This window comes from Promicromonospora sp. NPDC057138, assembly GCF_042670845.1.
GTDB lineage: Bacteria > Actinomycetota > Actinomycetes > Actinomycetales > Cellulomonadaceae > Promicromonospora.
Window position 1 is genome coordinate 25826 of record NZ_JBHUUX010000005.1, and the last position, 20694, is coordinate 46519.

The following is a 20694-nucleotide window of genomic DNA, read 5'->3' on the forward strand; positions in this document are numbered from 1 at the left end:
GGCTCCCTGGTGTTCGCACCGGGGAGCCCTTCTTTACTCGGGCCGGCCGTTGGGCGCGGCCCTCAGCCGAGCCGGCGGGCGACCACCACCGAGTTGATGACGTCGTCGGTGGGGTGCACCACCTCCAGCACCTCGAACCCGGTCATCGCGCTCAGGTCCACGGGCGGGTACAGGAGGGTGCGCAGCCCGCGCGCGCTGCGCGCGAGGAGCATGGCCCCCGGCCGCATGGCGCCCGCGATCCGGTCCAGGATCGCCGCCTTGGCCGACGGCGTCTCGCCCACCAGCGCCGCGAGCACCACGGCGTCGTACCCCGCGAGGGCGACGTTGGCGGCGTCGGCCTGCTCGAACCGGACCCCCGCGGTCCCGACCCGTGCCGCGACCCGTCGCGCGAGGGCGACCGCCGCCGGGTCGCGGTCCAGGCCGACGACGGGACAGCCGAGCGCGTCGGCGTACCCGAGCGTGCTGAGCGGAAGCGGCCCGCAGCCGAGGACGGCGACCGACGTCGGCGTCCTGCCCGAGCGCGCGCCGCTCGAGTGGGTGAGCACGTGGACCTCGAGGGCCGTGAGCCGGTCGTAGTTGTCGAGGTAGGGGAACGCGGCGAGCGCGGCCCGCGGGTCGGGCGCGGAACATATGCGCTCCGCCCAGGCATGCTCCAGAGCGGTCTCGCCGCGCGCGGACAGCTCGCGGACGGCTGCCCTGCGGCTGCTGACCTCCGGATGCGTCAGCACGGCGTCGGCCTGGCGGTCGGGCGCCGCGAGGACCGCCTGTACCAGGTCGCCGAACAGGGCGTTCGTGCGGGGATCCGGTCGCAGGTGAGGCAGGGTGGCAAGCTGGTCGATGAGGTGGACGATCCGGTCGGCGGTCACGGCGGTATCGGTCAGCTCCGTCGTCATGGGGACGATCGTTCCACGGCCGGATCGGTTCGATTGCCTGTGACCTGCGTCTCTACCGCCCGACCCGGTTTGCGTATCGCTCCCAGGGGTGCGTAAAGTAGGGGTTACCGCCGCGGGGTGGAGCAGTTCGGTAGCTCGCTGGGCTCATAACCCAGAGGTCGCAGGTTCAAATCCTGCCCCCGCTACAAAGTCAGGCCCGGGATTCTACGGAATCCCGGGCCTGAAAGGTTTCTGGAGACTTGACCCTCCCACCCCATTGGCACCTCTTTGAGCACCCCAGGGCGCTCTCAGCGAGGTTGCGTCGTACCCGTCCAGAGTTGGCGCGGGTTACCCCAGGTTCCGTCGGATGGGCCGTTGCCCCTGACGAGCATGGACACGAACACAACTCCCACATCTGTTCCGTCGGGTGGTCTGGAACCACTCCTGACGGCCGAGGACCTTGCCGCCTATCTCGGCATTCCGGTCTCGACGGTGCGCGACTGGCGCACCGCAGGGAAGGGGCCCTGCGGCGTATGGGTAGGCAAGCACCTGCGATACGCCGTCAGCGACGTGCGGGCCTGGCTCTCCGAGCAGCGCGAGTCGCAGCCGGGGCAGCCGCCGGAGAGTCGGTGATGAGCCATGGCTAGGCAGCGCATCCCGATCGGCACCTTCGGTGACATCTACACCTCGAAGCTCCGGAGCGGCAACTTTCGCGCACGGACGAAGTTCCGTGACGTGGACGGACACCTTCGATTGGTCGAGGCCAGTGCCGAGACTGTGAAGGCCGCAGAGACAAAGCTCAAGGTGATGCTTGCCCAGCGCGGCGCAGACCTGGCTGGCCCAGCAGCGCGAGGCGCGGCCTGGGCAGCTGCCGGAGGGTCGGTGATGAGCCATGGCTAGGCAGCGCATCCCGATCGGCACCTTCGGCGACATCTACACCGCGAAGCTCCAGAGCGGCAACTATCGTGCCCGCACGAAGTTCCGTGACGTCGACGGGCACCTTCGATTGGTCGAGGCCAGTGCCGAGACTGCGAAGGCCGCAGAGACAAAGCTCAAGGTGAAGCTCGCCCAGCGCGGCAGGGTCTCCTCGCGAGTCGGTGACCTGGGTCCGGGCAGCAAGTTCGGCGAGCTCGTCGACGTCTGGTTGGAGGACCTCGACCTGGACGGCGAGCTTGCGCCGAACACACGTGCTCTCTACGAGCGCAACATGAGCAAGCTGGTCCTCCCGGCGTTCGAGGGGTACACCCTGCGTGAGGTCACGGTCGCTCGCGTCGACCGGTTCCTGCGGTCGCTCGCCAAGACACGAAGCCACAGCATGGCTAAGCAGGCCAAGACGGTCCTAAGCCTCGCTCTCGGTCTGGCGGTGCGGTACGAAGCGATCGAACGCAACCCCGTGGCGGGCGTGAAGCGGCTCAAGCGCTCGCACGCTGAGGCAAGGGCTTTGACACATGCAGAACTCGAGGTGGTGCGTGCAGCAGTCAGAGGCTGGCGTCGTCAGGAGGGCCTTTCGGGCCCGAAGCCTGATGGGCAGCTAGAAGCGATCATCGAAGTGATGATTGGATCCTCGGCGCGGATCGGCGAGGTGCTGGCACTGCGCAAGTGCGACGTGGACGTGACCTCCATGCCGGCGACGATCCGGATCAGCGGAACGATCGTCTCCCTTAAAGGGAAGCCGACCTATCGTCAGCCTCATCCGAAGTCTCGTGCATCGGTACGGCGCCTTGCGGTCCCGTCGTACACCGCCGAGGCGTTGCGGCGGCGCCTTGTCGAGGTTGCCGATGCTCGGCCCGACGGGCTGATCTTCCAGACCCGCAACGGGACACCACTGACGACCAACAATGTGCGACGGCGCCTTCGCGAGATTCTGAAGGACACCGGACTTGGCTGGGTGACGCCGCATTCCTTCCGCCGCACCGTAGCCACGACGATCGAGCGATCTGCAGGTGCGGACCTTGCGGCCGAGCTGTTGGGTCACACCTCGTCTGACATCACGAAGCTGCACTACATCGAGAAGGACGAGAACGTGAGTGGCCGGACCGCCGAGATCCTGGAATCTCTGGCACCTAAGGCAACGTAGATCCCAGCGATTCATGGCGAGGGGGCGGGGCACTCCGAACCGTCCCCTCGTCACGCTTGCCGGACTGGGCACATCACTCTTCGGAGGGAGCGGAACGTCGACTCCGACGAACCTGGCCGCGCGCCCTGTCACCAGTGGCTGGCACCGTGTCGTACCAGGCGATGGCACCGGAGTGCTTCGCCGCCAGGTCCAGGCGCGTGTGCGCCTGCCGTAGCAGATCGGCGACCCGGCGCAGATGCGCCGCTGCGGTGAGCGCTTTGACTCCTCCGACGGCGGTGGAGGCGGTTTGGTCGTGGGCCAGGTGCAGGTTCTGGCGGTGTGCTGCGGCGACCTGGATTGCGACCTGTTCCATGCGGCGGGCTGTGGCTGCCAGGTCGGACACCACCCAGTACGTGTCGCACGGGTCCGCGAAGCTGCGGGTCGCGAACACTAGGTTCCGCATGGCCTCGGCGGCGTCCTCGGCGGTGTGCTGCGGGTTGGTATAGGTCAGCATGGCCGGCTCCTGGGTCTCGGCGGGAACGTGACACTGACAGGTGTCCGACCGGAACCGCGCCGTCAGAAGCCACGAACGGTCGTCGCAGGCACCCGCATCGACATGTAGGCATCCAGCGCCATCTGAGGACGCCGTCGGGGATACGTGCCAGGTCGTAACGTCGGAGTGCGAGCCCGATGCCGTTATGCTCCGATGCCATGGGAAAGCTCCGCGACAACCCGCCTACGTGGCGGTTGTTTGAGCAAGGAGTCGCAGAACTTATCCAGGACCTCGGCTCCGGGGCTCGCGTTGAGCACGATGCGCGTTTGCTCGGTGACCTGAGTCGAACCCAGCGCCAGATTGACGTCCTTGTGACAGGCACTCTTGCTGAATACCCGGTTGCGATCGCCATTGAGTGTAAACATCTCAAGGAGTCGGTCATGATCGATGTGGTCGAAGCGTTTATAGGTAAGCTCCAAGACATCAACGTAGGTACCGGCGTAATATTTTCGACCTCGGGGTTCACGAGGCCAGCAGCACAGCGAGCTGAGGGGTCTCGGTTTCCAAAGATCCATTTAAGGACTGTCTCGCGCGAGATGTTTTTGACTCAGCGGAGGGTAACCATGGCCGGGGCGTGGAACTTATCTCAGCGTTTCAAGATGGAGCGGGTAGGCCCAGGAAGAACGCTCCTCGTTCTGGAGAATCCAGTGTCTTTCGACGCTACCCGTGATGTGTTGCTTGGAAACCCAGGAAGCATCGGATTTGTAGGGTACGGGTCCGGTGGGCTCTTCCCCGCGATGGTCCGCTCCATTGAGGACTCGCTTGTCGAGCGGATCTCGTATTTCGGTGACCTCGATGTTGAGGGGCTACGCGTTCCGATCGAGGCAGACCGTGTCGCCCGAGAGGCTGGACTGCCACGAGTGCAGCCGGCGACCGATCTCTATGAAGCATTGCTTGAGCGTGGTCGGCCTCAAGGCAGTAGAGATCTTGTTACGAGAGAAGAGGCCGAAGCGCTGACCAATTGGCTTGATCCCGCACACCGGGCGACTGTCATCGATCTACTGCAATCAGGCCAGCAGCTGTGGCAAGAAGCTGTGGACACCGAATTTCTGCGCTCCAACGCCGAGTGGTCCTCTCGCTCCTCCGGAACTCTGTAGGCCTTGGTGCACAATGTGACGTCCCCAGGCCGCACGGTCGCTATTCCGGGCCCAGCAACACTTCGGTCCGCAACCCGATCACGCGTTCCCACGCACGCACTGGCTGCGTGACACTGCGCCGGCCCAGGCCGAGTTGCTCAGCGACGACATCGAAGTCCTCGGCATACAGCTGCGCGAGCGCGGGAACCCGGGTCGTTACCCGGAGTGCGGTTCGCGGATTGGTGTGGAGGAGCGCGGTGATCAGGGTTCGTCGCATCGTGCGGACGGTGTCCGAGGAGGTCCCGGGCAGCTTGGCGTGGTTGGACAGCTCCACGACACCTCGGCCCGGGCCGGTGGCCCGGGCCTCGATGGCCGCAGTCCCGCCCTGCAGCACGTAGGTTGTCCGCCGTGGGTGGAGCCGTGGACGTCGCGCCGGGACGGCGGTTTGTATGACGTGCGCGACAAGGACGACGACCAGCAGGCTGTAAGCGGCCCCGGCGACGATCGCCGCCGGCCAGCCGTGGGAGTACGCGAACGCCGCGACGATCAGCGCGAACATCGATACCACCATTGCCCCGGTGGCCGAGGAGATGGTCCGCAGCACCGGCAGCCGAAGGCGCCGGGCGTGAGCTGGCGTGCAGTGGTCGGACAGGCCGTCGAGCGACGACGGGTCCGGAAGGACGACCCTCTCTGACGGGCTCATGGGGGCAAGTCTCCAAGGCTCGCCGGCGCACCTCCACCGCTGAGCCCTGCCGCCCCGACCTCTTGTTGCCGGTGGTCCCCGGGTGCGGCGCGGCCGAGCCGCGACAGATGGAGCGCAGCGGCGGGTGGGTCCTGCGTGAGCTGCGTGTCCGGACGGTCTGCGGTCACATGCCCGGACCGGGCTTCGTGCCGCCCGGCCGCGGCGGGCCGTTCTCGGAGTCCGGGGCTCGCTGGGTTGCGCGGAGCTGGTTGATCCGGTCGCGGGCCGCATTCAGGTCGACGACGTGGGTGTCTCCGGGCAGGTCCACAGGGACGTACCTGATCGGGGCATCCAGGTTGGCCTCGTATGCCTCCCGGGGCGACGCGAGGGTGTCAGCGGTGAGCCCGGCCTCGCGCGCGTAGGTGACGATGGCCGACATTCCTGCGGCGAGGTCGTGCTTGAGCCTCGCGCCGGAGGGCTGGACGGTGAGCTCGGCGGGCGACCAGATGGTCTGCTGGATCGTGGGCTCGCCGAGGATCTGTTCAGGGTGTTCGAGGTAATAATCGTTGAGATGAGCCTGGAGCCCGTTGCGTTCGTAGGCCAGGGACCGCAAGAAGGTGTGCGGGTGGCGGGGTGCTCCGAAGTGGCGGCGCAGGACGAGTATGTCGACGCAGCCGTCGTTGCCCGGATCGGTGCGCAGGGCGCCGGCGGGGAGGCGTACCGCACCGGCGAGTTCGCCCAGGTGGGCGATGTACTGGCGAAACTGCGGGTCGGGGTCGTCGAGCAGTTCCTGGGACACCAAGGCGACGGTGAACCCGCCGGGTTCTGTGGCTTCCAGCATCGAGACCACTCCGACGGTCTGGGTGAGCTGGCGTTGTTCGGTGATGCCGGGGCGGTGCAGGGCGACGTCGACGTACGGGGCGACGCCGATCACGGCGTCGTGCTCGTCGTGGAAGGTGTCCTCGTCCATGACCCGTAGGACCGTTCCGTGATGCGGCCAGGACGCGGGGAGATCGCGACCGGCGGGGATCTGCCCCGTGAAGCCGTTCGCCTGGCCCGGATCGAGGCGGCGTTCGGAGGGCGGCAGCCCTGCCAGTACTTCCGGGTCCGTGCCGAGGGCAAGGAATCTCCCCTCGTAGATGCCTAGGGCGCGCAGCGTCTTCCAGACGTGGTGGGCGATCAGATCGTGGGCGGCGGTGGCGTCCGCGGCGCGGTGATCGTGCATCGCGGCGACGTCCGCGCGCGCGGCGGCCTTGGCGTGCTCGTCATCCCCGAACGCGTCGTCGAGGAAGCGTTCGGTCTCGTCGTCGAACATCATGACCTCCCCGAATCGGTCCGGAGTCGTGGCATGGTGCCGGGCACGGGGCGGCGAACCTCGGACCGGACCCGGTCCTCGACCGCGCGCCGGGCGGCGATGTCCTGGGCGACCCATGCCTCGAAGTCCGCAGCCCGGTCGGTGAAGGTGCGGGGGCGGACGGCGTCGGAGTCCCAGGTCTCCTGGGAGCCGAACCCGGTCTCACCGGGCCACAGGGTGATCGGGGTCGGGCGGTCATCGTTCAGTCCGGTTCCGCAGACGGAGACCCAGTGCAGCAGCCGGTCCTTCGCCTCGACCAGCTCGCGGTGCCAGGTGATCGGGGCGGAGGCCGATGCTTTGGGGTCGTAGGCGGCCAGCCACGCGGTGTGCAGGGCTGACAGCTCCCACCGCAGCTCGGCGTGCCGGTGCCACAGCGGCGGGATCACCGTGACTCCGAGCCCGTAGTCGCGCCGCATCCAGGTCACCCAGGTGTCCAGGTCCCGCCAGTACAGGCTCGCCTCAAACGAGGACAGGAGGTTCAGGTTCATCGGTCGAAGCGGCAAGCTCGGTACGGCTGGTCGTCCCGGGCGGTACCCGGACGTAGCGCCAAAGCCTGCTGGTAGGGCGAAGGGGTCCTCGTCGTCGGGAGGGTCGTCGTCCCCGCTGTTGTCGGTGCTCTCGTCGGGGCTGTCGAAGTCCTCGTCCAGGGCCTCGACGTCGCTGGGCAGCATGAACGCGTTGTTAACGAAGTCGTCGAGCATCGACTCGTCCGCCAGAGCGGGTTGGGCGGGGTCGTGCGTGGGTGCGTTGTGCTGGGTGTCGTCCGGTGTGTTGGTGCGGTTCTCGTCCATCGCTGTGAGCTCCCTTCACGCGGTCCTGGTCGCGGGCACGATTCGGCCGGCGACGATCGGCTGGTCCTGCTCGGACAGTTGCCCCGCGGGCGAGTTGTCGCCGGCCTTGTCCGTGCTCGTCACCCTGCGACCAGCGCGGCGGGCCCGGGTGACGCGGTAGGTGGTGCGGGCGGCGTCGTGCCCGATGCGGCGGGCCACGAACCAGGTCCCGTCGCTGGTGGTCTTCACGCGCCCGGAGGCGACGAACCGGTCGCCGAACCGGAACCGGGTTGTCATCCGGTCGGCGGCCTTGCCGAACACGACCAGATCGCACGGCACCGCCGGGAGGTCTGCGAACTGGCCGTCCTCCAGCGGGACCGGGACGGGATCGGCCTGTACCCGCACCCGGACGAACGACCGGCCGGCCCGGGTGTGCTGCAGGACGGGGTCGGCGGCCAGCCGGCCCTCCAGGCTGACGGACGTGGGGATCGTCGAAGAGGGCATGGTGGGGGACGTCATGGGAGGCTCCCTGTCGGTCAGCCCCCGCCGGCGTGGCGGGGTGCTGAATGACAGGTGCGCTGCCGGGCCCGGCGAAGCCGGTTCACCGGACCTGCCCAGAAGCGCGGGCGGGCTACTGGCCCGAACTCCGAGGACGGGACGGCAAAAGTCGTCGCCATACCGCCGAGCGGTTCACCCGAGACGCGACCAGCTGTAGGGACCCGAGCTCGAGAGCCGGAGCGGCGCGAGCCGGGGCTGGTCGCGATGGTGTGCAGGCTCTGGTGTGAGGCGGCGCCGGTTCTGCTCATCGGCGATGTCCCGGATCTGCTCCGTGGCCAGGCCCAGGTTCACCACGACGCCACGCGGCTCGGGGGTGTCCGCGACGTACCTCTGGTAGCGGTCGAGGTCGATGGCCAAGTCATTGAGCTCGTCTTGCAACCGCCGAGAAGCTTTGCCACCAGCGCGGCCTGGCTGGTCGGCTACCAGGCGTAGCATCGCGGCGACCATCTGCCACTCGGTCCCCACGCTTCGGCTGATCTCGTCACCCGTGGGCGGCTGGTGGGCGCAGTCGGCCAGATGGCGAGCCGCCAGGTACTGGTCTAAGGCGCTGCTGGGCAGCGTCCCGTCCTGGAACTGGTTGGGCAGCTGGGACAGCAGGACGTCGGACTCGACCTCCCACTCGACGCGCAGCTCGGGTTCGTTGTCCGGGTCAGCCCCGCCATCGATGTTCCACCACTCGTGTGCTGCCCGATCCCAGGACCACGCCCGGTCCATCAGCTCGATCAGCCGGTCGGCCATGGCCTGGAATCGGTCAACCCGCTGAGCGGGTGTCATCGCGGTGACCTCGGCGGGTTGAGCTGCCAGCGTGGCTTGGAAAGCGAGCCAGGCATACATGCCGCGTCGCCCGCCGGTCACGGCCGACGCGTCCAGGACGGGCCGGTAGCCGCCCAGGTGGCCACGCACCTTGTCCCACTGCTCGATGATGGGCGCACGCAGCTCGGAGACCGTGTGCAGGCGGCTGTCAGCAAGCACAAGTTGAGCGATGACGTCGCTCCACCGGGGCGCGCCGGTCACCTGCCAGTCCTTGACCAGGCGCAAGTCGCGGACCGCGTTCTCCGACGCATCCACGTACTCGCCGTAGTCCGTGTCGGCCCAGTCGCTCAGGTGCCGGAACGCAGCCAGGTCCACGGCGAGTTTCTGGCTCACCGTCGCTGCCTGCGCGAAGGCGTTCTCCACCAGGGCTTCAGGCGTCAGCTTCGTCTGCGCGCTCATCGACCCGGTCACCCCCTTGGTCAGAGGCGGTGTCCCTGCTCGTGGTCGCGGCGTTGGCGTCGCCGCGGATGGTGGCTTCGAAAGCGTTCCGCCCGGCCACCAGATGGGCGGCGTCGGTGCGCTTGGTCCAGGGGCGCAGGGTGGCAATGATCGGTGGGACCGAGCGCAGCAGGACCAGATCGGTACCGAACGGCAAGGTCCTGATCGCCTCCGGCGGCATCACAGGCACCCGCCGCAGGGAGCGTTGGATGCTGCGGGCGCCGTTCTCGCCGATCGTGACCGAGTCGGTGACCTCGTCCTTCTCCCCGATCAGGGTGGACAGGTCGCGCAGGTCGCTGGAGGCGGAGATCCCGCCCAGGACGATTTTCACGATTGCCGAGTCCCACATCGCTGCCGCGGTCTCGGCACCCCACTGGTCACGGGCCTGCGCCAGGGACTGGAACACGGGAATCGTGGTCAGTCCGGTGCCGCCGCCGTCAGCCATCAGGAACCGCAGCGAGGGCAGGGCGGCGATGTTGCCGATCTCGTCGAGGGCGAGCAACAGCGGAGGGTCCAGCCGCTGGCGTGGGGAGACTGCGGCCAGGCGGCGGGCGGTCTCGGTGATGTCCTCGATCAGCGCCGCGATCAGGGCTCCGGACGCTGAGGCTCCGGACCCGGTGGCGAGCAGGTAGAGGGTGCCGCGCTCGCGCAGGAATGCCTCGGGGTCGAAGATCTCGTCCGGGCCTGGACTGACGGCGTCCAGGACGTCGGGGTCGGCCAGGCAGGACAGTGCCTGGGCGACGCCGGTCCAGATGTTGTCGCGGGTGCGGGAGTCGCCGTTGAGCATCCCGTCCAGGCCTTCGGCCCACCCGTGTGCGGCACCTGGGTGGGCGCGCAGGATCGCGACGGCGTCCGCCGCGGCGGCCGGCGACAGGGACCACACGTACAGGTCCTTGGGGGTGCGGCCAGCCAAGGCTGCGGCGTGCAGCAGGGCCTGGAGAGCGCCGCGGGTGGTGTTCTCCCAGAAGTTGCCGTTGTCCACGCCTTTGCCGCCCAGCCCGGTCTCCTTGGCCAGCCCGGCTGCTCGCACCATCGCGCGGCGCGGGGTCTCGCATCCACGGATCGGTGACCACCGCAGCCCAGCGGGCAGGTTCCCGGCAAGGCGCTGCGGGTCGAACACCATCACCGGCCCCACTTCCGCCCGGGCGGCCATGGTCACCGCGAGCGTGTCCGGCCGGGTCGCCGTCGTGATGACGGCGCCCGGCGCGTCGAGGACCGCACTGATAACGAGGTGCAGGCCCTTGCCGGAACGGGGTGGTCCGAGCACGAGCATGGAGTCCTCCACCGACGCCCACAGCTCCTGCCCGTGGGCATAGCCCAGCAGGTACCCGACTTCGGCTGGTTCTGCCTTGGCGACCGACGGGCGGAGCGTCCCCGACCGCTTCAGCAGCGCTCGCCGGGACGCTGTGCGGGCCAGGTCGCGGGCGGTCGCTAGGCCCGCTTTGCTGGTGTGCGCCGACGGTGTGCGCAGGCTGGCCGCCGTACGCCACACGACCCAGGCCAGCACCCCGCACCCGCCCAGAAGGACGGCGACGGCCAGCCAGTACAAGAACGGGTTCAGCCCGGCGGCACCGACCGCCCGGCCGGGATCGGTCGGGTCGGCCAGGACACGCAGGCCCGTGGCTGGGCCGCCGTCGGGCATCGCGTGGCCGGTCAGGAGCGCGGCCAGGTTCGCGGCGAAGCGCAGCACCGCTGACAACGTCAGCAGCGCTACGAGCGTGCCCAGGGCCAGGTTGGTCAGCTCGTCACCCATCGGGCGACCTGCCGCGGGCGTCATGACGCACCCAGCCCGAGAGGCCTGCCGCTCTGTGCGGGTCGGCGTGGCGGCTCGGGCGGGCCGGCCGGGAACGCCAGGTCGGAGTGCTTCAGGTGTTCGGGAACAACCAGGCCCTTGAACGTGCGTCCTGCGCTCTTGGCGATGACCCACAGCGGGATGTCCTGGTCGGTCACGAGCTGTCGAAGAATCCACGGGACGTCCGTGCGGCCCAGAGAGATGCGGCCGGCATCGTTCGAGAGGGGTGACCAGGGCTGGCCGTGGAGGGTGACCGTGACGTGGCCGTCCTGGTGGATGTCGAGGACGACGTCGGCGCGATCTTCGTCGCGCAGGTGCCCGGTCATCGACCGAGTCCGTCCGTCGTCGACGCGGCTCGGGTACCGACGGGCACCCGCGGGTCTGCCTCGACGGAACCGTCGCTCGGTGCGTCCGTTGCCTCAGCGGCACCGGCCGCAAGCTCGCCGGCCTGCCGCGCCGGTTCGTTTCGATCGGGCAGGCTGTGCGCACGGTCGAGGCCCGGCGGGGCGCCGTCGGTCACCATCGCTGTGTCGAGCTGGTCCAGGATCGTCAGAGCTGCCGAGCGGACGCGGGCGGCTGTCTGCTGGACGGTGGTCACCGGGTCCTGGCCCTGGACGCGGGAGGCCCAGGTGGAGACGTACGGGATCGTGTAGTCGGTGGTGTCCATGCCGTGGGCTGCCGCGACCATGAGGGCTACCGACTCGGCCTCCACCTCGGCGACGCCACGATGGACGACGGCGTCGACGTTGTCCCGGTCGTGGAGCAGCACGTGGCCGGCCTCATGCAGAAGCGTCTTTGCTCGGGCTGCCGGTTCCATGTCGGCGCGGACGTGGACGGTCTTCTTGAGCCAATGCGTCATGCCGTTGGCGCCGTCGAGGTAGGCGGCGTCGGGAGCGTCCAGGACACGGAAGCCCTTGGCTTGGATGAGCTTGGCGACTCCGTCCCACAAGCCGTCGGGGGCCTGACCCTGCAGGAGCTGCGGGGCGGGTGGCAGCGGTATGTCCTGCCCCGAGGTCATCGACAGGGGCCAGACATAGGTGGGGCGGACCCCGACTATCCGGGACCGGACGACCTCGCCGGGCCCTGGCTTCTCGCCACGGTCCAGCCGATGCCAGGAGGTGGGGTCGTCGTCCCGGCCAGCCATACGCGCGGTGACGGGCGCGAAGATCTGGTACCCAGCCTGGCCCTTGTCGACGTGGCGTCCCAGCGTGTGCCACTGCTTGAAGCCCGCGACAAACGACGGGAACGGATCTGCGACGCGGCCCTCGGCGTGCGCGATGGAGTGCTGGACCCAGATCAGCAGCGTGTTGTTGAACGAGCGGCTGCGGAACCGGGCGGCGAACTGGATCGCCCGACGCCAGTCGTCCCCGGTGACGAGCTGCTCGACGGCACCGGTCAGCTTCTCGTGGAGCGCATCGAGCTTGGCGTTGCGATCGGCGATTTTCTGCTCGAGGGTCCGGCTGTCTTTGCGCATCGTGGCCTCCCAGAAGTGTCTGGAAGGCAGGGGCACGCGCGGGCCCGCGCACCGAGTCACGTGCCGCGGTTACATGCCGGGTCCCCGGCGGCTACCGGCAGCAGGCGGTCGCCGGAGGTCGGTGTCGTTCTCTGGACCCGCAACCGGGTCGTTGTTCTCGGCGGCGGACGCGGCCTGCTGCGGTGGTGTGCGCCATACCGTGCGTGCGGTGGACCGTTGCGGTGGTGTCGCGGTGTACGGGACGAGCGGGCTGCCGTGCCCAGGTGTGCCGTCCGGGTAGGGCGGCACAGATTCGTCCCAGCCGGGGCGGTCGTCGACGTCGTGCCACAGGATCCGGCCGCAGCCGCAGTGCGAGGTGATCACGTACCCCTGGTCAGTGCGCACCGTGACCACGTTGCGTGACGTCCCGGCTGGGCCGTACCCGGTCGTGCCGCAGTCCGGGCATCGGGACCCGCGCGGCACGCGCTCACCGGTAGCGGTGTCGGTCGCGGGCGAGTCGAGCAGCTCGAGCTCGTCGAACAGGTCCATCCCCTGGGTCCATGTGCTCAGAGCGGAGGGTCGTGAGGCGGTGACTGCCGCTGCGACGGTGTCGGAGGCTCGGGGTGCGCCATGCTGTGCGGATCGCGGTGGAGCAGGCGGACGACGTCGTCGGCGTCCGTGACCAGGGCCGCGCCCCCGTCGCGGATCAGTGCGTGTGACGGGGCAGAGGACTCGCTGGTGACCGGGCCGGGGACAGCGCCCAACAGGCGGCCCAGTGCGAGGGCCTCGTCGCACGCGTCGGGCGTCTCGGAGCGGCGGCGAGCCTCGATCCCGACCACGACGCCCGAGACGCCGGCGGTGATCCGGTGCCGGGCTTGCGCACTGGCGTTGGAGGCGAGGATCCCGGGCGGTGTCTCGGTGAGCAGGACGCCCCCGTTGTCACGGATGTGGTGGAACAGGTCCGTGTTCGACGGCGGGAAGGGATTGTCCAGGCTGCCGGCCATGACGACGATCGTGGCTCCTCCAGCGACGAAGGCCCCGCGGTGGGCTTCGACGTCGATACCGTGCGCGCCCCCGGAGACCACCTGAAGGCCGCGGCCTGCCAGATCGTGAGCCAGTTGCTGGGCAACGACGAGCCCATAGTCGGTCGCTGCCTGACGGCCCACGACCGCGACTCGCTCGGCTTGGGGCTTGGACAGCAGGCCGGTCTCGCCCTCGGCCCACAGTGCCAGGGGCGCCCAGTGGCCCAGGTCTTCCAGCCCGGTCGGCCAGTGCGGGTCAGACGGGATCAGGACCCGGGTATCGGGGGCAAGGGCCGCGAAGAACGACCTCGCGACGTGGGGTTCAGCCAGGCGTTCTCTGATCGTGGTGCGCCAGTCCTCCACCTCCCAGGCCTCGTGCATGTCGACCGGCCCGCTAGCGAGTGCATGCCGCAGCGTGTCGACGGCGCCTCGCGCGGAGACCCAGCCACCCATGACGGCGGCGCTGCCCGGTGGACTGATAATCGTGAGCAGCACTCGGGCGGTGCGCTCGTCGATGTCACCAACGTTCAGGTCGAACGGGCTCATCGAGGACTCCTGTCGATGCGAGGGCTCACAGGCCCGGGACGTTGTCTGGTCCCGGACCGGCGTCCGGGCGTCGTGGTGTCGCGCTCCACGTGGTCGCCTGGGCGGACCAGTCGGCTTGCGGGGCGAGCCTGGAATCGGGCGGGTCCCACGACGCGGAGACCGCCGTGAGCCCGCGGTCTCGGGCAACACCGGTGACCTGTGCAAGCGTGGTCTCCAGCGCGCTGTCCCACTGATCCTCGCCGTGTTCCACGGTGTAGCGGGTGCCGCCACGGTCCGGGTCGGCGACCGCGCGGGGCCGGCCGATGACGTGATCAGGGTGGTGCAGGGCGTACCACTCATTGATCTGCTCGACACCGCCAGGCACATTCACTGGGACGGAGCTCAGGCACTCGGCAGGTTCCAGTGCCTCGTCGGGAAGCGGGCGCCGCAGGATCAGCAGGTCGATCGGCGACGCCTGGTCGTTACCCAGGCGCGGATGCAGCACCGTTCCCGGTAGACGGACCGCGCCCAGCAGTTGGGCTCGCTGGGTAAGCAGGAACCGCCGGATGGTGTCGATCGGGTGGTCCAGGACCTGTCGGGCCGCAACGGCCACGACGACGCCGCCGGGGAACGTGTGCGCGACCGCTCTGGCCAGCAACCCTTGGTGGACCTGCTGGAACCGCCTCGCGCCGTGAACGGACCGGGCGTGCAGGCTAGCAAGCGGGATGTTCGCGATCACGACGTCGTGCTGCGCCGGGTCGTATGGGGTGAGTTGCGCGAGACGTACGCCTTCGTGTGGCCACCCGACGCGCGGGATCGCGGCGACCAACTCCCGGTAGCCGGTGTCAGCACGACGGACCGGAGCCGGCGCGCCGGCGAGCGTCGCCGCATATGGACCGGTCACAAGCACCCGGCCGCGCGCGACGCCCAAGTCGCGCAGGGCGCCCCAGATCTTCTCCGCCAGGATCGTGTGCGCGGCCCTCGAGGCATGTCGGTCATGCCGGTGGATCGCCACGGCGTCCAGGACGTTCAGGACCTCTTCTGTGGGCACGACGTCACCGTCCTTTCCTCGCAGCCTGTCAAGCACAGGCGGTCGAGAATCAGGTGCGGACGCTCGCCCGAGACGTCAACAGGCCGGCTGGGGCGCACAGCGCGGTCGTCGCGTCGCGGCAGACGACCGACAACTTCGTGTGCCACCGCTACAGCGACGGCCCGAGCGGCCGATGGGACCTGTGGGGCATCCGGTGGGGTGCGTCCTCGTGCGCGACAGCGTTGCTCTCCTGGCGGGCCCAGGTCTGAGCTCGCACGAGCAGCTGCACAACGTCTGCCGAGGCCACCTCGCCCTCCGCCTCGAGCACCCACCGGTAGGCGCCGTCGCGGTAGACGACTCGCCGGGCATGCCAGGTCCACGAGGTCGGGAGGCGGTCCGGGTCGGACCAGTCCGTGCCCGTGTACTGCTCCTCGATCGCGAACAGCGCTTCGTCCTGTCCTTCGGAGGACAGGACGAAGTGCCCGGGCGAGAACCTTTCGGGATCCCCTTCGTCGTTCAGATACACATGCTGCTCGTACGTGCGCGCGATGCGGGCGAGCCCGTCGGTGAGCACATGCATGCTCAGGACTAGCCGTTCCGTGTCGGGTATCTCCTGTGCCATCCCCTGCACTCCTTTCTGCGCGACGTAGCGGCTACCGCTGACCCGCGATGAACTGCCGGAATCCATGCGCAGCCATGGTGAGGATCGACCCCGTCCCCGTGCCGATGATCAAGTTCGGAGGCGGGGGTCCGCAGGCTGCAGCTCAGCCCAGCGGGTCGAAGCGTGGTCCTTGCGGCGATGAGCGGCACGGCGTCGTGCCACCGTCTCCGGGTGGCGCGGAACGCCCGATCCCAGTGGAAGGCGATGGCGGCGCTGTTGCCGAGAGCGGCGCTGCAGTGAGTCCGTTTGCGCGGGCTTCCTGCACGATCTGCCGCAAGCCGAGACGCAAGGCAGGCTCCAGGTCGCTGTCCGGGGCCACGACGCTCATCCGGGGTGTACCTCGCTCGAGGTCCTCGACGAATTCGATCTTCCCGATCACGTGGTGCGGGTAGTTCGTGAAGTAGGTGTTGACTCTGGCCTGACCGCCCGGGAAGACGCCCCGTCCGCTGTCGACCCAGGGAGCCGAACGGTTCGGCTCTCCCGCGGGGCGACGACGCAGCACCAGCAGATCGGTGGGCGAGGTCTGCTCTGGGGTCAGCGTGGGATGGTAGGTCGTCCCAGGCAGCCGTACGGCACCCAGCAGGTCCAGTTCCTGGAAGATGGCCTGGCGGACGACGGGATTCTTGTGGTCCATCAGCTGCCGGGTGGTCAGGGCAACTAGGAACCCTCCCGGGGCGGTGCGTTCCACAGCCGCGGCCATCAGTTCTTGGTGGACCTGGAGGATGCGTCTGGCGGCGTGCGGGTTGCGGAAGTGCAGATCGGCGTAGGGCAGGTTGGCGATGATGACGTCCAATGGCGGGTCGGTGTCGAACTGAGGCGTCAATACCGCGTCGTAGATCTCGCCGGCGGGCCGGATGGGTCCGGTCCACTCCGCGTAGCTACCGGCCTCGCCGTACTCCTCGGGGGTGATGTGCCCGGTGAATGCCGCGGCGTCCATCCCGATGCAGGTCACCCACCCGTGCGTGAGGCCCAGCCCGCGCAGCGCGGACCAGATCTGCCTGGTCAGCATCCGGTGCGCCGGACGGGTATCGAGATCGTCGTGGACTTCCATGGCTGCTGCGTCTATCAGGTCCAGCTCATGTTCAGTGGGCATTGCACCCGTCCTTCCCGAACTTGGCGCGCACCAGGTGTGCGGCCGACTGCCAGGGAGGTGGTCTGTCATCCCCGAGATGACCGCCGGCGGGCGCTGAGGGAAAGGCCTCTACAGGGCGAGCCCGCCCGGTCCGCGATCTACGGCGCGGCGCGCGGGTGGTTCTGGATCGACGTTCGCCGGGACGACAGGCGAGAGGCGAGCGGTTCGGTCTGGCCACCACGCGGGCTTCTCGTCGGCGGGCGTGAACTCGCGCAGCAGGTTGACGTGGCCGAGACCCGGATGCCAGACCAGGGTGTACGGGCCGGAGGAGGCGGTGTGGTCACCCCCGTTCGTCGGCAGGTCCGTATAGATGTGGCCGTGGAACAATGCCGTGTTGCGTGTCTCCTCGGCGTAGTCCCACTGGGCGAGGTGCTCGATCGCGGCGTCCACACCCTGTTCTTCTATGAGGTCTACGACCTCGTGCCCTTCGTCGCCCTGCAGGAACACCACGTCCCACCAGCGGGCTGGTGGCCACGGCGCCTCCTCGAGCGTGTCGGTCTCGTGCTGGAGGGCGTACGCCAGTTCCGGGTCCGGTTCGTCCTCGGGGGGCTCCAGCTCGAGTGCGAGCATCGTGAGCTCGTCGGAGTTGAGGGAGGCGGCCTCGGGTACCCAGGCTGGGAACAGGCTCAGATTCTCTGACTCGCTGCCCGGGCTCCTCATGGCGTGGTCATAGGCTTCCCCGGCCGCCGTCAGCAACGACAGCAGCAAACGAAGGGCCTCGAAGGCGTCATTCGGTGCGACCGGCGAGAGGTACAGGTCCGCACCATGCACCGGTTCCCTGGCGGCGTCCGACGCGTCATCGAGCTGGTACGACCATCTGGGCCGGCGCCCGATCTGGTGGACGTCCTCGACGCCGTCGTACCGCACCGTGATCGTGAGCGATCCGCAGCTACGGGTCAGTCCATTTGTGCTCGGCGTGTCCATGACCGTCAGGTACGCGGAAGGCGCCGGCGACCGTGGGCTTGATTCCGTGAGTTCCCGCTCGAACTGGTCTCAGAATTCCTGAACTCACGGGAATTGGTGCGCATCCGACTGGTGCTGTCGTAGAGGTCTGCCTCGACGTCGTGCAGCTGATGTTGCACCAAGACAGCGCGTTCGCGGATGCGCCACAGGGCCTGGCCGAGGCCGAGCATCGGCAGCCGGGTGCGTTCGGTCTCGGTGAGGCCGAGGGTTGCCGCGGTTGCTCCGAGCTGGTCGGTTTCCTGTCGGTAGATGATCCGCGTCTCGGCCAGGGCGAGCAGTGATGTCGCGATGGCTCGGGCTGCAGATCCGGAGTCGCCGACGTTGTCCAGGTCGGTGAGCTTGTGGACGATGAGCATGTTCGCAATTCCGTAGTAGCGGGCGAGGCGCCACTGGGTGTCCATCCGGCGCAGCAGGGCGGGTTCGGACATGAGCCTCCACGCCTCGTCGTACACGACCCATCGCTGTCCGCCGTCGGGGTCGGACAATGCGGCTTCCATCCACGCTGAGCTGCACGTCATCAGGACACTCATGGCGGTGGAGTTCTCGCCGACGCGGGACAGGTCCAAGGAGAGCATCGGCAGCGAGGGGTCGAACCTGACCGTGGAGGGGCCGTCGAACATTCCGCTCAGGTCGCCGCCGACGAGGCGGCGTACGGCGTGGGCGACGGAGCGGCCGTCTTCGACGAGCCTGCCGTCGGGGTCGTCGTCGTGGTGCGGGGTCAGTAGGTGTTCGACGACCTGGGGCAGGACTGGGGCGTCGTCGGCGGCCCGGTCGGCCCCGGAGAGGGCGACGTCGATCGCCGTGTGCTCCACGGGTGACAGCGGTCGGTCGAGCACGGTCTCGGCCAGTGCCCCGAGCAGGGTGCGTCGCCGGGTCCGGACCTGGCCGGCCCAGATGTCGTCGGGCACGGAGGCAGGGCGGTACCCCTCGTCGAGCGGGTTTAGGCGTGCGGGCATCCCCGGTCCGAGGGCGATGGCCTTGCCTCCGACGGCTTCGGCGACCGCGGTGTGTTCTCCTTTGGGGTCGCAGGGCACGTAGACCCGGCGTCCGAAGGCCAGGCTCCGCAGGTAGAGCGACTTGGCCAGTGCGGACTTGCCGACACCGAGGATCCCCGCGATCAGGACGTTCGGGGCGGTGATGTGGCCGCGGGCGTACAGCTCCCAGGGGTCGTAGACGAACGAGCTTCCCGACGGCAGCATCTGGCCGACGAACACCCCACCGGCATCCGGGCCGGCGTCGGCCAGGAACGGGTACGCACTGGCCCAGGTGGCGCTCGTGTCCTGGTGGCGTGGGACGCGTAGCCCTACCGGTGAGCGCAATGCGGCTGGCCCCGGTTCGCCTGAACGGGGCAGATACCGGGTCGTCTCGGCAGATGTGGTCGCTCGTGAGGGTGCGCCGCCAGTGGGGTGTGCAGCGGCGGCGCGGGCCCGCAGGGCACGTTGCGCTCGACGCCGGTCTCGGCGGTCCGCCCAGCTCTCGCGTTGCGGGGTGGTGAGGGTGGCGACGTGGACATGATCTTGCTCGCGGGTCACAGTTGCGGCCCTCTCCAGGGTGCGTCGCGTCGCGCAGACCCGGGCGGCGCGGCGACGGGTCGTGGCAGGTCGTAACCGAGGGACGGTCGGGGCTCGCTGCGCTCGGGCTCTGCGGGGGCGGGGCGTGGGGGCGTGATCCAGTGGATGTGGATGGACCGGTCGGCCGCGTGCTGCAGGGTGGTGCGAGCGTCGTCCAGGTGCTGGCGGCACCCGTCCAATTGGTCGCCCACGGCACCGGCGAGGCCGAGCCCACCGGAGGCGAAGTCGTTGACTGCGACGGCGCGGTCAGCGCTGTTGCGGTGGGCTGTTGCGACGTGCAGGGCGACCTGAGACAGGTGCCGAACGCATGCCAGGAGATCCCGGATGGCGTAGTAGCTGTCGGCAGGGTCGAGGTGCTGGGCGGATTCGGCCAGGGCGTGCAGGGATCGAACGGCCTGGGCGCCGTCGTCCAGCGCGCTCGGGTCGGTGTCGGTCGACATGGATGGTCCTCCTTGGACAGTGGGGTTCTGGTGACAGGGGTGGACGCCGCAGCGTCTGGGATGGCTACAGCGAAGGCCCGGAGGTCTTGCCCGACGCGGTCCCGATGGGTCGTGCACAGTCGGTGCTCGCGGGTGTTTCCGGGGTGAGTAGTCCGGCGCGGTTGAGCCACCAGATGGGTGGTTCGTGGTCCGGTTCGAATTGCCGCAGCAGGCTGACGTGCCCGAGACCCGTGTGCCAGACCAGGGCGTACGGCCCGGACTCGACGCAATGGCCGCCGGGCTCGGTGGTGAGTGTGGTGTGGGTGTGGTCGTGGAACAGGGCTGTGTCCCGTGTCTCGGACCCGTAGTCCCAGGCGGAGAGGTGCTCGATCGCAGCGTTCGGTCCTTGTGCGTCGATCAGGTCGACGACGTCGTAGCCTTCCTCGTCCTGCAGGAAGACGACTCCGTACCAGCGGCCCGGCGGCCACGGCGCCTCGTCGGTGGAAGGTGGCTGGTCGGCGGAGATGGCGTTCCGGGCGGGCGCGGCGGCGCGCTCCGAGCTGTGCTCTGCGGACGCGAGCTCCAGGGCGAGTGCCGCTAGCTCGTTGGCGTTCAGGTGCGAGGCTTCGGGTACCCAGGCTGCGAACCGGACCAAGCTCGCCGATGTCGAACCTGGGTTCTTCCGCTGGTCGGCATGGCCGCGCCCAGCGATGGTCAGGAGCGCAAGGAGTGAGCCGAGCGCTTCGCGTGCGTTGGCCGGGCTCTGGCGCACGGGATACAGGTCGACGCCTTCGGCGGGCGTCCTGTCTGGTCGTGCGGCGTCCTCGAGCCGGTAGGTCCACCGGTGGCGGAGCCCGAACGGGCCGGTGCGCGCAGCACCGTCGTACCGGACCGTGATGGTCAGCGAGCCGCAGGTCCGGGTCAGCGTGTTCGGCCGTGGTGTGTCCATGACGG

Annotated in this window: 22 protein-coding genes and 1 tRNA gene; 4 read left to right on the plus strand and 19 right to left on the minus strand. The window is 68.9% G+C overall.

The window, feature by feature from the left end:
• Positions 1 to 62: 62 nt before the first annotated feature.
• Positions 63 to 893 carry a nicotianamine synthase family protein gene (locus ACFT2C_RS05020; RefSeq protein ID WP_377205911.1) on the minus strand — a complete coding sequence of 277 codons (831 nt, stop codon included), beginning with the start codon at positions 891 to 893 and terminating at the stop codon, positions 63 to 65.
• Positions 894 to 1004: 111 nt separating this feature from the next.
• On the opposite strand from ACFT2C_RS05020, the gene ACFT2C_RS05025 reads away from it, so the two are divergent.
• The 3 genes from ACFT2C_RS05025 to ACFT2C_RS05035 all read left to right on the plus strand — a co-directional run bounded on the left by ACFT2C_RS05025 (position 1005) and on the right by ACFT2C_RS05035 (position 2949).
• Positions 1005 to 1078: transfer RNA gene (locus tag ACFT2C_RS05025), tRNA-Met, on the plus strand.
• A 184-nt stretch (positions 1079 to 1262) separates the two neighbouring features.
• Positions 1263 to 1505, plus strand: coding sequence for a helix-turn-helix domain-containing protein (locus ACFT2C_RS05030; protein ID WP_377205912.1), 243 nt, complete (start codon positions 1263 to 1265; stop codon positions 1503 to 1505).
• A gap of 259 nt (positions 1506 to 1764) precedes the next feature.
• The gene (locus ACFT2C_RS05035; RefSeq protein ID WP_377205913.1) at positions 1765 to 2949 is read left to right on the plus strand and encodes a tyrosine-type recombinase/integrase; all 1185 of its coding nucleotides are present in this window, start codon (positions 1765 to 1767) and stop codon (positions 2947 to 2949) included.
• Positions 2950 to 3022: 73 nt separating this feature from the next.
• On the opposite strand, the gene ACFT2C_RS05040 is transcribed toward ACFT2C_RS05035, so the two are convergent.
• Positions 3023 to 3442, minus strand: a complete 420-nt coding sequence (locus tag ACFT2C_RS05040) for a hypothetical protein (RefSeq protein WP_377205914.1) — start codon at positions 3440 to 3442, stop codon at positions 3023 to 3025.
• A 197-nt stretch (positions 3443 to 3639) separates the two neighbouring features.
• On the opposite strand from ACFT2C_RS05040, the gene ACFT2C_RS05045 reads away from it, so the two are divergent.
• A complete protein-coding gene (locus ACFT2C_RS05045) occupies positions 3640 to 4578 on the plus strand; it encodes a restriction endonuclease (RefSeq protein WP_377205915.1) in 939 nt (312 codons plus the stop codon).
• Between the two features lie 40 nt (positions 4579 to 4618).
• On the opposite strand, the gene ACFT2C_RS05050 is transcribed toward ACFT2C_RS05045, so the two are convergent.
• The 17 genes from ACFT2C_RS05050 to ACFT2C_RS05130 all read right to left on the minus strand — a co-directional run bounded on the left by ACFT2C_RS05050 (position 4619) and on the right by ACFT2C_RS05130 (position 20689).
• Positions 4619 to 5260: a hypothetical protein gene (locus tag ACFT2C_RS05050; RefSeq protein WP_377205916.1), complete on the minus strand. Its 642-nt coding sequence runs from the start codon at positions 5258 to 5260 to the stop codon at positions 4619 to 4621.
• Between the two features lie 163 nt (positions 5261 to 5423).
• On the minus strand, positions 5424 to 6554 hold the full coding sequence (locus ACFT2C_RS05055) for a hypothetical protein (RefSeq protein WP_377205917.1): 1131 nt from the start codon (positions 6552 to 6554) through the stop codon (positions 5424 to 5426).
• Complete coding sequence (locus tag ACFT2C_RS05060; RefSeq protein ID WP_377205918.1) at positions 6554 to 7384, minus strand: hypothetical protein; 831 nt, start codon at positions 7382 to 7384, stop codon at positions 6554 to 6556. The genes ACFT2C_RS05055 and ACFT2C_RS05060 overlap by 1 nt, the downstream gene beginning before the upstream one ends.
• Positions 7385 to 7399: 15 nt before the next feature.
• A complete protein-coding gene (locus tag ACFT2C_RS05065) occupies positions 7400 to 7882 on the minus strand; it encodes a single-stranded DNA-binding protein (protein ID WP_377205919.1) in 483 nt (160 codons plus the stop codon).
• A gap of 171 nt (positions 7883 to 8053) precedes the next feature.
• Positions 8054 to 9133, minus strand: coding sequence for a hypothetical protein (locus ACFT2C_RS05070; protein WP_377205920.1), 1080 nt, complete (start codon positions 9131 to 9133; stop codon positions 8054 to 8056).
• Entirely contained in the window at positions 9105 to 10925 is a 1821-nt protein-coding gene (locus ACFT2C_RS05075; RefSeq protein ID WP_377205921.1) for a type IV secretory system conjugative DNA transfer family protein, read from the minus strand. The genes ACFT2C_RS05070 and ACFT2C_RS05075 overlap by 29 nt, the downstream gene beginning before the upstream one ends.
• Before the next feature lie 20 nt (positions 10926 to 10945).
• Entirely contained in the window at positions 10946 to 11290 is a 345-nt protein-coding gene (locus tag ACFT2C_RS05080) for a hypothetical protein (protein WP_377205922.1), read from the minus strand.
• Positions 11287 to 12438, minus strand: a complete 1152-nt coding sequence (locus ACFT2C_RS05085; RefSeq protein WP_377205923.1) for an ArdC-like ssDNA-binding domain-containing protein — start codon at positions 12436 to 12438, stop codon at positions 11287 to 11289. Before ACFT2C_RS05085 ends, ACFT2C_RS05080 begins: the two co-directional genes overlap by 4 nt.
• A gap of 69 nt (positions 12439 to 12507) precedes the next feature.
• Positions 12508 to 12966, minus strand: coding sequence for a hypothetical protein (locus ACFT2C_RS05090; protein WP_377205924.1), 459 nt, complete (start codon positions 12964 to 12966; stop codon positions 12508 to 12510).
• A 17-nt stretch (positions 12967 to 12983) separates the two neighbouring features.
• Positions 12984 to 13985, minus strand: coding sequence for a DNA-processing protein DprA (locus tag ACFT2C_RS05095; RefSeq protein ID WP_377205925.1), 1002 nt, complete (start codon positions 13983 to 13985; stop codon positions 12984 to 12986).
• A 25-nt stretch (positions 13986 to 14010) separates the two neighbouring features.
• Positions 14011 to 14979 carry a hypothetical protein gene (locus ACFT2C_RS05100; RefSeq protein ID WP_377205926.1) on the minus strand — a complete coding sequence of 323 codons (969 nt, stop codon included), beginning with the start codon at positions 14977 to 14979 and terminating at the stop codon, positions 14011 to 14013.
• Between the two features lie 184 nt (positions 14980 to 15163).
• Positions 15164 to 15616, minus strand: coding sequence for a hypothetical protein (locus tag ACFT2C_RS05105; protein WP_377205927.1), 453 nt, complete (start codon positions 15614 to 15616; stop codon positions 15164 to 15166).
• 142 nt (positions 15617 to 15758) lie between these two features.
• Positions 15759 to 16748, minus strand: coding sequence for a hypothetical protein (locus ACFT2C_RS05110; protein ID WP_377205928.1), 990 nt, complete (start codon positions 16746 to 16748; stop codon positions 15759 to 15761).
• 108 nt (positions 16749 to 16856) lie between these two features.
• Entirely contained in the window at positions 16857 to 17711 is an 855-nt protein-coding gene (locus ACFT2C_RS05115) for a hypothetical protein (RefSeq protein WP_377205929.1), read from the minus strand.
• Positions 17712 to 17716: 5 nt separating this feature from the next.
• The gene (locus ACFT2C_RS05120) at positions 17717 to 19282 is read right to left on the minus strand and encodes an ATP-binding protein (protein WP_377205930.1); all 1566 of its coding nucleotides are present in this window, start codon (positions 19280 to 19282) and stop codon (positions 17717 to 17719) included.
• Positions 19279 to 19761 carry a hypothetical protein gene (locus tag ACFT2C_RS05125; RefSeq protein ID WP_377205931.1) on the minus strand — a complete coding sequence of 161 codons (483 nt, stop codon included), beginning with the start codon at positions 19759 to 19761 and terminating at the stop codon, positions 19279 to 19281. Before ACFT2C_RS05125 ends, ACFT2C_RS05120 begins: the two co-directional genes overlap by 4 nt.
• 64 nt (positions 19762 to 19825) lie before the next feature.
• A complete protein-coding gene (locus tag ACFT2C_RS05130; protein ID WP_377205932.1) occupies positions 19826 to 20689 on the minus strand; it encodes a hypothetical protein in 864 nt (287 codons plus the stop codon).
• Between the last annotated feature and the right edge of the window lie 5 nt (positions 20690 to 20694).